This is a genomic window from Cupriavidus sp. WKF15 (assembly GCF_029278605.1).
In the GTDB taxonomy this organism is placed as follows: domain Bacteria; phylum Pseudomonadota; class Gammaproteobacteria; order Burkholderiales; family Burkholderiaceae; genus Cupriavidus.
Window position 1 is genome coordinate 1,642,353 of the sequence record NZ_CP119572.1, and the last position, 14,877, is coordinate 1,657,229.

Consider the following 14,877-nt stretch of genomic DNA (forward strand, 5'->3'; position numbering starts at 1 on the left):
GAAGAGGAAAATCCGGGCGCGGCACTGCCTGCGCCCGGTGTAAAGGCCCCAAAAAGCCTCGTTGTCAGGCCGTCGGCAAGACATACGCGACGGCATGCGAACGCATCAGGCGAAGACCGTCATGAAGCTCAGCTTGCGCTCGTCAACAAGGTCTTGGGCTCCAGGTACGCGCTCATGCCCCAGCGACCCATTTCGCGCCCGAGCCCCGAATGCTTGAAGCCTCCGAATGGTGCGCGCGGCTCGTGGGCCAAGGTGTTGACGAGCACGCGGCCCGAATCGATCTGGCGTGCCACACGTTCGCAGCGCTCCGGGTTCTTGCCCAGCACCAGGGCGCTCAGGCCGTAGCGCGTGTCGTTGGCAATGGCGATCGCGTCGGCTTCATCCTCGTAGGGGATGATGGTCAGCACGGGGCCGAAGATTTCCTCGCGCGCAATGCGCATCTGGTTGTTGGCATGGGTGAAGAGGGTGGGCTTCACGAACCAGCCGGCGCGCAAGCCATCGGGCCGGCCTTCACCTCCCGCCAGCAGCGTCGCGCCTTCCTCCTGTCCGATGCGGATGTAGTTCTGCACCCGCTCCCATTGCTTCCGGCTCACCATCGGGCCGATATCGGTGTCGGCATTGCGCGGGTCGCCGGATCGAATATGCGAGACTGCCGCTTTCGCGATTTGCTCGAATTCGGCCAGGCGACTGCGCGGCACGAGGATGCGCGTGCCCGCAATGCAGGCCTGGCCGCTGTTGAGGAAGCCGGCCTGCAGTACCAGCGGCATGATGGCGGCAAAGTCCGCGTCCTCCAGTACCACCGTGGGCGACTTGCCGCCCAGCTCCAGCGTCACGCGCTTCATCGTGGCTGCTCCAGTGGTGACCAGATGCTGACCCACTGCGGACGAGCCCGTGAACGAGATCTTGGCGACGCCGGGGTTGTGGGCGATCTCTTCGCCGACGACATCGCCGCGGCCATTGACGATGTTGAACACCCCGGGTGGAAGACCGGCTTCGTGCAGCGCCTGGGCAACGATCTGCGTCTGCATTGCGCTCATCTCGCTGGGCTTGATGACGGCGGTGCAACCCGCCGCCAGCGCGGTAGCCAGCTTGTTGCAGATAAAGCCCGCATTGCTGTTCCAGGGCGTAATCAGACCCGCGACCCCCACCGGCGTCTGGATCACCCTGGCCGCGCCGGCTTGTTCCTCGAACACGAAGGACTCCAGTGCATCGATCGCCTGGGCAATGACATCGGCCGGATACGTCGCCATCCAGCGCCCGCGCACTAACGGCGCGCCGTACTCCCTAAGGATGGCTTCCATCAGTTCATCCTCGCGCGCCGCGACGGCCCTGTGCATGCGCTGCAGGGCCGCAATGCGCTCCTCGCGTGTGGTGCGTGACCAGGTGGGGAACGCAGCCTGGGCCGCCGCGATGGCGCGCCGCGCGTCCTGCGCATCGCCCAGCCGCACCTGACCGATGACTTCCTCGGTGCTCGGGTCGTGGAGATCGAACCATTCGTCGCCGTGTGGCGTGACGAATTCGCCGTTGATATAGATGTGTTCAATGCGTTGCATGGCGGCTCCTGCCAGGAAGGGATGCAACGAAGTCTAGGTATGGTTTATTGTTCTGATAAGCCGTCTTGTTGCTGATGATGTATCCCTGATTTCAGGACAATCCATGCACCGAACAGGAATGACCGAACTGGAAGTCGTTCTGGCCATCGCGCGCCGCAACAGCTTTCGTGGCGCGGCGCAGGAACTGGGCATGTCCACCACGGCCGTGAGCAGCGCAGTGGCCGGACTGGAGGCACGCCTGAGGGTGCGTCTCTTCAATCGATCGACGCGCAGCGTTGCCCTCACTGACGCGGGCCAACGCTATGTGGAGCGCATCGGTCCCGCATTGGCGGAAATCAAGAGCGCGGGCGAAGAGGCCGCTACGGGCCCCGACGTGCCCAGCGGCACGCTGCGCATCAACGCACCGCAGGGCGTGGCATACCTTCTGCTGGAGCCGCTTTTCAACGTGTATGCGCAGCGCTATCCCGAGGTGCAGATCGATATCGTGAGCGAATCGCGCATGATCGATGTGGTGGCCGAGGGATTCGACGCCGGTATCCGCCTGGCCGAGTCCGTGCCCCAGGACATGATCGCCGTGCCGCTCTCGCGCGACGTCCGCATGCTCGTGGTGGCAACCCCCGAGTACCTGAAGCGCCGCGGCACGCCCAGGCACCCGCGCGACCTGCTCAGGCACCAGAGCATCGGCATGCGCATGGCCCACGGCGGCATCTATCAGTGGGAACTGGAGCGCAAGGGCCAGAAGCTGCGGATGGATGTGCCGGTGCGCTTCGCGCTCAATGAGATGCCGGCCATCAAGCAGGCGGTACTGCTCGGGCTGGGCATCGGCTTCATCTCCGAATGGTTCATCGAGGAAGAGTTGAAGACCGGCGCCCTGGTGCCCGTGCTGACGCCGTGGTGCCCGTCGTTTGGCGGGCTGAGGCTCTACTACTCAGGTCATCGTTTCGTGCCTGCGCGGTTGCGCGCTCTCATCAGCCTGGTCCATGAACTGAACCTGGCTGAAGCGCCGTTGCGAGCGGTTCAAGCCGGATGATTCGAGGGTGCCGGCGCAGGCGCCAGGGTGGCCTGACGGGAAATCGCGCGAGCTTTCCCCTTCAACCCGCCAGTCCGCCTCCACCCAACAAGTCCTGCTCATCCAGCAGCGCATAGGCAATCTCCGGCGTAGCTTCCATTGCCCGCCGGACTGCTGCGGGAATCGCCTGCTTCGTCTTGCGGCATAGTCCGGGCTGGTCTTCCAGCTGGATGTTGATGCCCCGCAGCGTGCGCACGCCGTTCGCGCTCGGCGTGATGGTCAGGACGATGCCCAGTTGCGCCCGCAGGCGGTCACCCACATGCCGCAGGTCCGCCAGGCTCGTCACGCTTTCCAGGCGGGCCACGAGCCGTTTTTCTTCGTCGCGAGTCAGGCGCAGGACGCGGATATCGGCGTTCGGATCGGCCAGCAATGCTTCCCTGCGGCAGGTGCAGGCGCCGGGCGGGCACTCGGTGCGGATCGGGAAGGGCGCGTTCATCGGCGGCGGAGGGAGGTCCCGTGCGGGGGCGGTAGCCGGATATCTTAAAGCACGACGCGGTGGGCCGGCGCATTGGACCGCCTGCATGACGTGCCGATTCGATTTATGCTGCCGCAGGCGGTGCAGGACCGCCGCATACCGAAACCAGACACGACCCATGCCAGGAGACCATATGGCCCTCTCGATGTATGACGTATCGATTCCCGCGTTCATCCGCGCCCTGACCAATCTGTCCGCCATCCTGGAAAAAGGGGCGGCGCATGCGCAGGCGCAAGGCCTGGACCCGGCCGACCTGATCCAGACGCGCCTGATCGCCGACATGGACCCGCTGTCGGCCCAGGTGCAGCGTGCCAGCGATGCCGCGAAGGGCTGCGCGGCGCGGCTCGCGGGTATCGACGTGCCGTCCTATGCCGATACGGAGGCGACGTTTCCTGAACTGCAAGAGCGTATCGCGAAGACAGTGGGCTTCCTGAAGTCGATCCGCCCCGAACAGCTCGACGGCAGCGAATCGAGGGTCATCGAGCTGAAACTGCGGCAGGGCACGGTGACCTTCGACGGCAAGAGCTACCTGCTGGGCTTTGCGCTGCCGAACTTCTACTTCCACATCACCACCGCCTACGACATCCTGCGCCACAAGGGGGTGCAGATCGGCAAGATGGATTACCTCGGCACGCGCTGAGGCGCTATCCCTGCCCCGGCCGGGGCAGGGGCTCAGTGCATCGCGGCGCCGGCGGGCAGCGTGCCACGTGCATCGAAGCCGGCGGCGCGGTCCAGCCGGCCGCTCAGTTCCGTCAGGGCCAGCGCCACCAGCACGACGAGCGCACCGATCCAGGGCGTATGCATCAGGCCCAGGTGCGTGACGATCAGGCCGCCGGCCCAGGCCGCCCCGGCAATGCCAAGGTTGAAGGCCGCGATATTCAGGCCGGAGGCCACGTCGACCGCGTTCGGCGTATGGCGCTCTGCCTGCTTGACCACATAGACCTGCAGGCCCGGCACATTGCCGAAGGCGACGGCGCCCCAGGCCAGCACGGTGGCCACGACCAGCCACGGGTGCGGCGCGGTGAACGTCAGCACGAACAGCACGGCCGCGAGCAGCAGGAAGACCACCCGCAGGGCGGGAATCGGGCCATGGCGATCGGCCAGGCGGCCGCCCCAGATATTGCCCACGGCCACGGACACGCCATAGACCAGCATCACCAGTCCGACGGCGTTGGCGCTGAAGCCCGACACATCCTGCAGGATCGGCGCGAGGAAGGTAAACGGGATGAACGAGCCGCCGTAGCCGATCGCAGTCTTGGCGTACACCAGCAACAAGCGGGGCTCCGCCAGCACACGCGCCTGCTGCAGCAGCGACGCGGGCGGCGTGTGCCGGATCGAAGACGGCACGAAAAGCAGGCTGCCCAGAAAGGCAATCATGCCAAGCCCCGACACGGCCAGGAAAGTCTCGCGCCAGCCGAAATGCTGGCCGATGAACGTCCCCAGCGGCACGCCCGTCACCAGTGCAACCGTCAGGCCGGTGAACATGATGGCGATGGCGCTGGCCGCCTTTTCCTTCGGCACCAGGCCGGTAGCGATGGTCGAGCCGATCGAGAAGAACACGCCGTGGGCCAGGCCGGTCAGGATGCGCGCCACGACCAGCGATTCATAGCCCGGCGCCTTCCAGGCGAGCAGGTTGCCAAGCGTGAAGAGCGCCATCAGCGACAGCAACAGCGCCTTGCGCGGCAGGCGGCCGGTCAGTGCCGTGAGCACGGGTGCGCCGACCGCCACGCCGAGGGCGTACAGGCTGACCAGCATGCCGGCCGACGGCACGCTGATATGCAGGTCGGTGGCGATGGTCGGGATCAGCCCGACGATCACGAATTCCGTCGTGCCGATGGCGAATGCGCTGATGGTCAGCGCTAACAGGGCAATGGGCATGGTCTGCCTCCAGAAGATGGGATGGCGGCAGTGTGCCTGCATTACCTTTGCGGATTAACGTGGTGATCGACAGAAGATATTTGAAATAAATGCAAGAATATCGGGGCCGGCCGTTATGAAGCAGTCCGGTGTCCCGGGGGACGTCGGGGTGAAGATGCCTGCCCTTGCGTCACGTGCCGTCTGGTCGCCATATCAGCGAAAACCCTGACGCGTCTGGTATACTTCCATGTTGTCTGGCCGCTGCCGGATACAGCCTGCGAGAGGCCATGCGGACCACCGCTCCGATGCACTGCCGGAGGGCGCCTTGCCTCAAGCCATCTCTGATACGGAGTCCTGGCCTCGCTCTCCCGACCCATGAAAGACCGGCCGCCATTGGCCGCTGAAACCATTGCGTTCCTGACCGGAGCGCGCCGCAAAGCATGACTTACGCCGTCAAGGAAATCTTCTATACGCTGCAGGGCGAAGGCGCCAACGCCGGCCGTGCCGCGGTGTTCTGCCGCTTTGCCGGCTGTAACCTGTGGAGCGGGCGGGAAGAGGACCGGGCCACGGCGGTATGCCAGTTCTGCGACACGGATTTCGTCGGCACCGACGGCACGCTCGGCGGCAAGTACCGCACGGCCGGGGAACTGGCCGCCACGGTCGCTTCCGAATGGCCGCAGGGCGCCGGCGGCAAGCCGCTGGTGGTATGCACGGGCGGCGAGCCGCTGCTGCAGCTCAATGCGCCGCTGATCGACGCATTGCACGCGCAGGGCTTCGAGATCGCGATCGAAACCAATGGCACGATCGAGGTTCCGCAGGGCATCGACTGGGTTTGCGTGAGCCCCAAGATGGGCTCCGAGCTGGTGGTCAGGAAGGGCAACGAGCTGAAGGTCGTCATTCCACAGGCCGGGCAGGACTTCGCCGCATACGAGCAGCTGGATTTCCAGTATTTCCTGGTGCAGGCCATGGACGGCCCGCTGGCCCGCGAAAATACCGCCGCCGCCGTGGCGTTCTGCCAGCAGCATCCGCGCTGGCGCCTGTCGCTGCAGACCCACAAGCTGCTGGGCATCCGCTGATGGTCGCGGATGGCTGTCGCGTGGCCGCACAGTGGGCCACAATAGAGCCTGCGGACCCCGGCGCGATGTCCACCCTATGCTGGCCGCCTTGCAAGCGCCCGTACTCATGAGCAAACAAGTTTCCATTACCCGCCGGCTGGAATTCGATTCCGGCCACCGCATCCCGAACCACTGCGGCCAGTGCCGCAACATCCACGGCCACCGCTATCGCCTGGACCTGACGCTGTCGGGCGAGGTGCTGCATCGTGAAGGCGCGTCGGACGACGGCATGATCCTCGATTTCGGCGATATCAAGTCGCTGGCGCAGGAGCATCTGGTGTCCAGGTGGGACCATGCATTCCTGATCTATCGCGGCGACACGGCGCTGCTGAACTTCCTGCAATCGATGGAAGAGCACAAGACCGTGGTGCTGGACGCGATCCCGACCGTCGAAAACCTGGCGCAGATCGCCTTCGACATGCTGGCGCCCGTGTTCAAGGACTGCTTCGGCCACCATCTGCAGCTGACTCGCCTGGTCCTGTTCGAAACCCCCAACTGCTGGGCCGAGGTCACCGCCACGGCAGCGCTGCCGGCGCAGGACTGATGCAGCCATGACGGACCCCCGCACGGCGCAGGAAATGGCGCGCGACGAGCGCTACATGCGCGCCGCCATGGACGAGGCGCGCCTGGCCGAGGCCGCCGGCGAGGTGCCGGTCGGCGCGGTGGTGGTATGGAACGATGCCATCATCGCACGCGGGCACAACCTGCCGATCACGTCGATGGATCCGTCGGCCCATGCCGAGATGCAGGCCATGCGAGCGGCCGCGCAGGTGCTCGGCAATTACCGCATGCCCGAGTGCGAACTCTACGTGACGCTGGAACCGTGCGCGATGTGCAGCGGCGCCATCCTCCACGCGCGCCTGCGCCACGTGGTGTTCGGCGCGGCGGACCCGAAGACCGGCGCGGCCGGCAGCGTGGTGAACCTGTTCGAGCAGGCGCAACTCAATCACCAGACCACCATCACGGGCGGCGTGCTCGCGGCCGATTGCGGGCAGATGCTCAAGGACTTCTTCGGTGCCCGCCGCCGCGCGCAGAAGGCGGCGCAGCTCGCCGCACGAACCCTATCCGATTCCGATCAACCCTGACCAAGCCCAGCCCGCATGAGCACGCCGAGCATCCAGCCGCATACCGAAGTCCGCCTCATCGCGTCGTCCGGCTACCCGCACGATGTCGCCATTGCGGCGCGCGGCTGTGCCTGGCTCAAGGCGCACGGCTACCACATGACCAACCCCGACGTGCTGGCCCGGCGCTACCTGCGCTTTGGCGGCACGGATGCCGAGCGGCTGGCGGACCTGCATGCGATCGGTGCCGGCGCTGCGCATGAGCTGACACTGGCGGTGCGTGGCGGCTACGGCATCGCGCGGCTGCTGGAGCGGCTCGATTTCGCGCGGATCGCCGAGCAGGCGCGCGCCAGCGGTACCCCCATCGTCGGCCACAGCGACTTCACGGCATTCCAGCTCGCCTACCTGGCTGCCACCGGCGGCGTGACGTTTGCGGGCCCGATGCTGCTGGCGGATTTCGGGGTCGATACCGTCGATGCGTTCATGTGGGAGCACTTCGAAGGCATCCTGCGCAATCCGGCGTACACGGCGACGGTGCTGGCCCCGCAGGACGGCGGGCAGCCGTTCTCGGGCTCGGTCGCGGGCACGCTGTGGGGCGGCAACCTGGCCATGCTGTGCAGCCTGCTGGGCACGCCGTTCATGCCGCAGGTAGAAGGCGGCATCCTGTTCCTGGAAGACATCAACGAGCCGCCGTACCGCGTGGAGCGCATGCTGTTGCAACTTCAGCAGGCCGGCGTGCTGGGCGCGCAGCGCGCCATCATCCTCGGCGATTTCTCCAACTACCGCGTGACGGACTACGACAACGGCTACGACATGGATGCGGTGGTCGCCTATCTGCGCGACCGGTTGCAGGTGCCGGTACTGACCGGCCTGCCGTTCGGCCATTGCGCGCGCAAGCTGACCCTGCCGGTAGGCGCCCGGGCGCAGCTCAGCGCAAGTGCGGAAGGCTTCACGCTGGGCATGTCGGGTTACCCCGTGCTTTCCGCGCGACCCTGAGAACGCTTCGACTCACGCCACCCGGTCGCCGGAAAGGCGTGTGGATGGTAAAATAACCGGTTATTTCCCCATTTGCTGCCGGGTTCTCCCATGAACCGGGGGCGCATCGCATTCGGCGGCGCTGCCCCGTTCCGGCAAGCCTGGCGCATTGGCGCCATACCCCGTTTCCAGACAAGGTTCCAGACGTGCTTTCTACCGCAAACATCACCATGCAGTTCGGCCCCAAGCCGTTGTTCGAGAATATCTCGGTCAAGTTCGGCGAGGGCAACCGCTACGGCCTGATCGGCGCGAACGGCTGCGGCAAGTCCACCTTCATGAAGATCCTGGGTGGCGACCTCGAGTCGTCGTCTGGCAACGTCATGCTGGAGCCGGGCATTCGCCTGGGCAAGCTGCGCCAGGACCAGTTCGCCTATGAAGACATGCGCGTGCTGGACGTGGTGATGATGGGCCACACCGAAATGTGGGCCGCGGCGCAGGAGCGTGACGCGATCTACGCGAATCCGGAAGCGACCGACGAAGACTACATGAAGGCCGCCGAGCTGGAGGCCAAGTACGCCGAGTACGACGGCTACACCGCCGAGGCACGCGCCGGCGAACTGCTGCTGGGCGTGGGCATTCCCACCAGCCAGCACCAGGGCCCGATGAGCGACGTCGCGCCGGGCTGGAAGCTGCGCGTGCTGCTGGCGCAGGCACTGTTCTCGAACCCGGACGTGCTGCTGCTGGACGAACCGACCAACAACCTGGACATCAACACGATCCGCTGGCTGGAGACCGTGCTCAACGAGCGCAACTCCACCATGATCATCATCTCGCACGATCGCCACTTCCTGAACTCCGTGTGCACGCACATGGCCGATATGGATTACGGCACGCTCAAGGTCTACCCGGGCAACTACGACGAATACATGGAAGCGTCGATGCAGGCCCGCGAGCGCCAGATGGCCGCCAACGCGCGCGCCAAGGAGCGCATCAGCGAACTGCAGGACTTCGTGCGCCGCTTCTCGGCCAACAAGTCCAAGGCACGCCAGGCCACCTCGCGCGCCAAGCAGATCGAGAAGATCAAGGTCGAGGACATCAAGCCGTCGTCGCGCCAGAACCCGTTCATCCGCTTCGAGTTCGAGAAGAAGCTGCACAACCTGGCCGTCGAGGTGGAAGGCATCACCAAGACCTACGACCGCAAGATCATCAACAACCTGTCGATGGCGATCCAGGCTGGCGAGCGCGTGGCGATCATCGGCGAGAACGGCGCGGGCAAGACCACGCTGCTGCGCAGCCTGCTGAACGGCGCGGTGCAGACCGGCGTGCAGCGCGGCGTGGAGGTGGATCGCGGCACGGTCAAGTGGGCCGAGAACGCCAACGTGGGCTACATGCCGCAGGACACCTACGAGGAGTTCCCCACGGACCGCGACGTGATGGACTGGATGAGCCAGTGGACGCAGGCCGGCGATGACGAGACCTCGCTGCGCGGCACGCTGGGCCGCCTGCTGTTCTCGGCGGACGACATCAAGAAGAACGTCAAGGTGCTGTCCGGCGGCGAGAAGGGCCGCATGATCTGGGGCAAGCTGATGCTGGGCCGCCATAACGTGCTGGCGCTGGACGAGCCGACCAACCACATGGACATGGAGTCGATCGAATCGATGCAGATCGCGCTGGACAAGTTCCAGGGCACGCTGATCTTCGTGTCGCACGACCGCGAGTTCGTGAGCGGCCTGGCCACGCGGGTGATCGAAGTGCGTACCGACGGCACGCTGACGGATTACCTGGGCACGTATGACGAGTACCTGCAGTCGCAGGGGATCGATGGCTAAGCGCCCCGAAGCGCCCCCTAAGCGCCCGAAACCATGACAACGCAAAGGCCGCCTTCGGGCGGCCTTTGCGTTGATTGCGGAAGGTTTTGCTTCAGCCGCCTTTGTCCATCCCGATCATCTTGACGAGCTCATCGAGCTGCCCGGTGATGGCTTGCGCGGTGATCTCCCCCTTGGCCTTGAGAAGTGCCGCATGCAACGGCTCGCGCAGGGCGATCAACGACGGAAGGTCCGTGGCCTTTTCCACCTTGACCTGCATGACGTAGCCGCGCAGGCCAAGGTGCTGGCTGACAATGTCGGTATAGAAGTGGTACAGACGCTGGTAGGCCCGGATATCTGCCTCGGAGTGGGGCGTGTCGGCGGACGCTGGGGCCTGCGCTGTCACCGGCGCCTGGCTCCCGGACCGTGGCGCATCCACGCGGCGCATCGCATACAGCGAGAAGAGATTGCTGTCCTCGGTGGCCGGTGCCGCCTGTGGCGGGGTGGGCAGCGTCCGGGCGACTTCCTGCACGGTCTCGACCAGGGCCATTTGCACCAGCTGGTTTAGCGACGCCTGCCCCACGCCCATGCCGTCAAGCTGCGAGAGCAGTTCCTCTTCGCGCCGCTCGCCATTGACGATCAGCAGCAGGGCGCGCAGCTTGTGATCGAGCTTGCGCGCGCGCGTCTTGATCTCGTCAAGGCCGGCTTCGGTCTTGCGGTAAATGGGGTTGACCACGTCTCGCTCCCTGTTATGTATCGGCCGCCCTCGCGAGAACCCTCGGGGCCGGCCGATTATCGCCATTTGTGTCCTGGCGTTTGCGCGGCGCAAAAAAACGCCCGCCGCAATCCGCTCTACAATGTGCGTGCACCATAAAAGTAACAAAAAATTTGCAACCGCTGATTGACCAATCTGACAACTGTGGCCATGCAACAACGAGACAAACTCTTCATTAACGGCAAGTGGGTCAGCCCGCACGGCACCGGGCTGATCGACGTGATCCACTCCACCACCGAAGCGGTCATGGGCCGCATCCCCGAAGGCAGCGCACGCGACGCGGAAGACGCGATCCAGGCTGCCCGTGCCGCGTTTGACGGCTGGGCCAGCACGCCCCCGGCAGTACGCGCCGACTATATCCGCAAGATCGCCGAAGGCATGAAGGCACGGACCGAGGAACTGGCCCAGCTGATCGCGGGCGAGGTCGGCATGCCGATCAAGCTGGCGCGCGCGATCCAGGTAGGCGGCCCTGTCTACAACTGGGGCCAGGCCGCGAAGCTGCTGGAGGACTTTGATTTCGAGGAGGAGGTGGGCAATTCGCTGGTCGTGCGCGAGCCGGTCGGCGTGGTGGCGGCGATCACGCCGTGGAACTACCCGCTCAACCAGATCACGCTGAAGGTGGCGCCCGCGCTGGCGGCCGGTTGCACGGTCGTGCTCAAGCCGTCGGAAGTGGCGCCGCTGAATGCATTCGTGCTGGCAGAGGTGATCGAGGCAGCCGGCCTGCCGCCGGGCGTGTTCAACCTGGTGACGGGTTATGGCCCGGTGGTCGGCGAGGTACTGGCCAGCCATCCCGAGGTCGACATGGTGTCGTTCACGGGCTCCACCCGGGCCGGCAAGCGCGTGTCGGAACTGGCTTCGCAGACCGTCAAGCGCGTGGCGCTGGAACTGGGCGGCAAGTCCGCCTCGGTGGTCCTGGACGATGCGGACCTGGCCGCGGCGGTCAAGGGCACCATCAATGCGTGCTTCCTGAACTCCGGGCAGACCTGCTCGGCGCATACCCGCATGCTGGTGCCGCGCAACCGCTATGACGAAGTGAAGGCGATTGCCGCGAAGGTGGTCGAAGGCTTTACCGTCGGCGACCCGCTGCAGGAAACCACCAGGCTCGGGCCGCTGATTTCCGCCGTGCAGAAGGACCGCGTGACCGGCTATATCCGCCGCGGCCTGGAAGAAGGGGCAGAGCTGGTGGCGGGCGGGCCGGAGACCCCGGCCGGACTCGGCAAGGGCTTCTTCGTCAAGCCGACGGTGCTGGGCAATGTCGAGCCGCGCGCGACCGTGGCGCAGGAAGAGATCTTCGGACCGGTGCTTTCCATCATCTGCTACGACACGGAGGAAGAGGCCGTGCGTATCGCCAACGACAGCATCTACGGCCTCGGTGGCGGTGTATGGGGCGGTGACGAGGCGCGTGCGATCCGCGTGGCGCGGCGCATCCGTACCGGCCAGGTCGATATCAACGGCGGCCCGTTCAATATGCAGGCGCCGTTTGGCGGCTACAAGCAATCCGGCAACGGGCGCGAGGCCGGCAAATATGGGCTTGAGGAATTCCTCGAGTACAAGTCCCTGCAATTCAAGAAGCCGGCCTGAGTGCCCCCTGCGGGCGTTCCGGCACAAGGCCCCGCATGGCAGCATGCGGGGCTTTTTGGCTTTTTATTTGAGCCCATTCGTGGCGATAATTGCCGCCAGACAAAAATCTTCAGGGGGAGATGACAGATGCGCTGGTTCGGACGGCTGGCCTGGCTGGTGGCGGTGCTGTTACTGGTTTCCGTGGCAGCGCTGGCGGGCGGCTATATCTGGTATCGACAGGCGTCGCAGCCGCAGTCCGCGGGCACCCTGGCGCTGCCGGGGCTGAAGGGGCGCGTCACCATCGTGCGCGACCGCAACTCGGTGCCGCACATCCAGGCCGCCTCGCGGCTGGACGCATACTACGCGCTGGGCTTCGTGCATGCGCAGGACCGCCTGTGGCAGATGCAGATGAACAAGCGCGTCGTGGCCGGCCGGCTCGCCGAGATCCTCGGGCCCAAGGCGCTCGATACCGACCGTTTCCTGCGCACGCTGGGCGTGCGCCGCAATGCCGAGGCCATCTTCGCGCAGCTCGAACCCGGCACGCGCGCCGCCTTGCAGGCGTACGCGGCCGGCGTGAATGCCTATATCGACCAGCGCAAGGGCCCGCTGCCGCCGGAGTTCGTGATCCTGCAGACGCGCCCCGAACACTGGGAGCCCGCCGATACCCTTGGCTGGCAGACCATGATGGCCTGGGACCTGGGTGGCAACTGGACCCAGGAGACCCTGCGCATGGCGCTGTCGCAGGTCTTGCCCACCGCGCGCATCAGCGAGCTGCTGGCACCGTATCCGGGAGAGCGGCCCGTGCGGACGCTCGATTACGGCAACCTGTACCGCCACCTGGCCCCGCTGGCCTCTGCGCTGGCCCGCGTCGGCGAGATGGCGCCGGCCAGCTATGTGGAAGGAATGGGGTCGAACAACTGGGTCGTGTCCGGTGCGCACACGCAGTCGGGCAAGCCCATGCTGGCCAATGACCCGCACCTGGGTTTGCAGGCGCCCGCGCTTTGGTACCTGGCCCGTCTGCAGGCACCGGGACTGGACGTGGCCGGCGCCACGCTGCCGGGCGCGCCCGTGGTCGTGCTGGGCCATAACGCGCGCATCGCCTGGGGTTTCACCAATACCGCGCCGGATGTGCAGGACCTGTTCCTCGAACGCCTGCAGCCGGGCAGCACCGATAACTACCAGACGCCGGACGGCTGGGCGGCATTCGTGACGCGTGCCGAGACCATCCATGTCAAGGGCGCGGCCGATGTCACGCTGACCGTGCGCGAAACGCGCCATGGTCCGGTCATCTCCGATGTGTCCGAGCCCGTCGCCAATGCCGCGGCGCCGCTAGGTGCCCGCTACGTCGTGGCGTTCCAGTGGACGGCGCTGCGTCCAGATGACCGCACGTTCCAGGCCGGGCTGAAGATCAACCTGGCCACCGACTGGGCAAGTTTCACGCAGGCGCTGCGCGATTTCCACGCGCCGCAGCAGAACATCGTCTATGCGGACGTGGACGGCAATATCGGATTCATCGCGCCCGGGCGTATTCCTCTGCGCCGCGCCGACAACGATCTCAAGGGCCTGGCGCCGGCCCCGGGCTGGGATGCGCGCTATGACTGGAACGGCTTCATCCCGTTCGAGCACCTGCCGCGCGCCTACAACCCGCCCAACGGCATTATCGTCACCGCGAACCAGCGTATCGTGGGGCCCGACTATCCCTACTTCATCACGAGCGAATGGACCGTGCCGTATCGCTACCAGCGCATCCGCGCGCTGCTTGATGCCGTGCCGCGCCACACGTTCGAGTCATTCGGCGCGATCCAGAAAGACGTGGTGTCGCTGTCGATGCGCGATTTTCTGCCGCTGCTGCTGGCCTCGCCGGTTGCGAATGACGCCAACCGGCCACAGCGCGAACGCGAGCTGTTCGATGCGCTGCGCAAGTGGGACGGCACCATGGACGCCGCGGCACCGGAGCCGCTCGTGGTCTCCGCCTGGCTGCGCGAGCTGTCGCGCCGGCTGTTCGAGGACAAGGTCGGCGAGGCGCTGTTCGTGCGCATGTGGGAGCAGCGCAATGTGCAGCAGCCCATGCTGAATATCCTGCGCAATGCCGCCGGGCCCGGTTCGCTGGGCAGCTTCTGGTGCGACAAGTCCGGTACGACGGAGCATGAGTCCTGTGACGATGCCGTGGCCGACGCGTGGACGCTGGCGCTTGTCGACCTGTCGCGGCGCTATGGCGACAATCCTGGCAAATGGCGCTGGGGCAAGGCGCATACGGCCCGCTCCGAGCACAAGCCGTTCGGCAAGCAGCCGTACCTGTCGGGTCTGTTCAACCTGCGCGTGCCGACCGGGGGGGACACCTACACGGTCAATGCCGGGCGCAACAACCCGCGCGACGAACAGGCCCCGTTCGAAAGCACGCACGCCGCAAGCCTGCGCGCGCTCTATGACCTGGCCGAGCTGGAGGCGTCGCGCTTCATGGACTCGACCGGGCAGTCGGGCAACCCGGTGTCGCCGAACTACCGCGACTGGACGGGCAAGTGGGCGGCCGTCGAGTACATTACGCTCGCGCGGCGACGCGAGCCTGCGCGCGAGCCGTTCGACACGCTGGTGCTCGAGCCTGCAACGGCGAGGTAAGGGGTAAGAGGCCAGT

13 protein-coding genes are annotated in these 14,877 nt (G+C 65.9%); 9 read left to right on the forward strand and 4 right to left on the reverse strand.

The annotated features are described in order from the left end of the window. Nucleotides 1-128: 128 nt before the first annotated feature. Entirely contained in the window at nt 129-1,553 is a 1,425-nt protein-coding gene (locus CupriaWKF_RS07710) for an aldehyde dehydrogenase family protein (protein WP_276100395.1), read from the reverse strand. Nucleotides 1,554-1,656: 103 nt separating this feature from the next. On the opposite strand from CupriaWKF_RS07710, the gene CupriaWKF_RS07715 reads away from it, so the two are divergent. Continuing rightward, nucleotides 1,657-2,583, forward strand: coding sequence for a LysR family transcriptional regulator (locus CupriaWKF_RS07715; protein ID WP_276100396.1), 927 nt, complete (start codon nt 1,657-1,659; stop codon nt 2,581-2,583). A 61-nt stretch (nt 2,584-2,644) separates the two neighbouring features. Here CupriaWKF_RS07715 and CupriaWKF_RS07720 read toward each other — a convergent pair whose 3' ends face one another. Beyond that, nucleotides 2,645-3,058, reverse strand: a complete 414-nt coding sequence (locus CupriaWKF_RS07720; RefSeq protein ID WP_276100398.1) for a hypothetical protein — start codon at nt 3,056-3,058, stop codon at nt 2,645-2,647. Nucleotides 3,059-3,230: 172 nt separating this feature from the next. Between CupriaWKF_RS07720 and CupriaWKF_RS07725 the strand changes: the two genes are divergently transcribed. Beyond that, entirely contained in the window at nt 3,231-3,737 is a 507-nt protein-coding gene (locus tag CupriaWKF_RS07725) for a DUF1993 domain-containing protein (RefSeq protein WP_276100399.1), read from the forward strand. A 32-nt stretch (nt 3,738-3,769) separates the two neighbouring features. Here the strand turns inward: CupriaWKF_RS07725 and CupriaWKF_RS07730 are convergent, their stop codons facing one another. After that, nucleotides 3,770-4,975, reverse strand: coding sequence for an MFS transporter (locus tag CupriaWKF_RS07730; RefSeq protein ID WP_276100400.1), 1,206 nt, complete (start codon nt 4,973-4,975; stop codon nt 3,770-3,772). A gap of 419 nt (nt 4,976-5,394) precedes the next feature. Between CupriaWKF_RS07730 and queE the strand changes: the two genes are divergently transcribed. The 5 genes from queE to CupriaWKF_RS07755 all read left to right on the forward strand — a co-directional run bounded on the left by queE (nt 5,395) and on the right by CupriaWKF_RS07755 (nt 9,934). Beyond that, complete coding sequence (gene queE, locus CupriaWKF_RS07735; protein ID WP_276100401.1) at nt 5,395-6,030, forward strand: 7-carboxy-7-deazaguanine synthase; 636 nt, start codon at nt 5,395-5,397, stop codon at nt 6,028-6,030. Between the two features lie 106 nt (nt 6,031-6,136). Further along, complete coding sequence (locus CupriaWKF_RS07740; protein WP_276100402.1) at nt 6,137-6,613, forward strand: 6-carboxytetrahydropterin synthase; 477 nt, start codon at nt 6,137-6,139, stop codon at nt 6,611-6,613. 7 nt (nt 6,614-6,620) lie between these two features. Further along, nucleotides 6,621-7,154, forward strand: coding sequence for a tRNA adenosine(34) deaminase TadA (tadA, locus tag CupriaWKF_RS07745; RefSeq protein ID WP_276100403.1), 534 nt, complete (start codon nt 6,621-6,623; stop codon nt 7,152-7,154). 15 nt (nt 7,155-7,169) lie between these two features. Then, nucleotides 7,170-8,126: a muramoyltetrapeptide carboxypeptidase gene (gene ldcA / locus CupriaWKF_RS07750; protein ID WP_276100404.1), complete on the forward strand. Its 957-nt coding sequence runs from the start codon at nt 7,170-7,172 to the stop codon at nt 8,124-8,126. 185 nt (nt 8,127-8,311) lie between these two features. Next, nucleotides 8,312-9,934 (forward strand): ABC-F family ATPase, encoded by a 1,623-nt coding sequence (locus tag CupriaWKF_RS07755; RefSeq protein WP_276100405.1) that lies wholly within the window; start codon nt 8,312-8,314, stop codon nt 9,932-9,934. 91 nt (nt 9,935-10,025) lie between these two features. On the opposite strand, the gene CupriaWKF_RS07760 is transcribed toward CupriaWKF_RS07755, so the two are convergent. After that, on the reverse strand, nt 10,026-10,646 hold the full coding sequence (locus tag CupriaWKF_RS07760) for a hypothetical protein (RefSeq protein WP_276100406.1): 621 nt from the start codon (nt 10,644-10,646) through the stop codon (nt 10,026-10,028). Between the two features lie 189 nt (nt 10,647-10,835). On the opposite strand from CupriaWKF_RS07760, the gene CupriaWKF_RS07765 reads away from it, so the two are divergent. Both CupriaWKF_RS07765 and CupriaWKF_RS07770 read left to right on the forward strand, forming a co-directional pair. Next, nucleotides 10,836-12,266 (forward strand): aldehyde dehydrogenase family protein, encoded by a 1,431-nt coding sequence (locus CupriaWKF_RS07765; RefSeq protein ID WP_276100407.1) that lies wholly within the window; start codon nt 10,836-10,838, stop codon nt 12,264-12,266. Between the two features lie 126 nt (nt 12,267-12,392). Further along, nucleotides 12,393-14,861, forward strand: a complete 2,469-nt coding sequence (locus CupriaWKF_RS07770; protein WP_276100409.1) for a penicillin acylase family protein — start codon at nt 12,393-12,395, stop codon at nt 14,859-14,861. Nucleotides 14,862-14,877 lie beyond the last annotated feature (16 nt).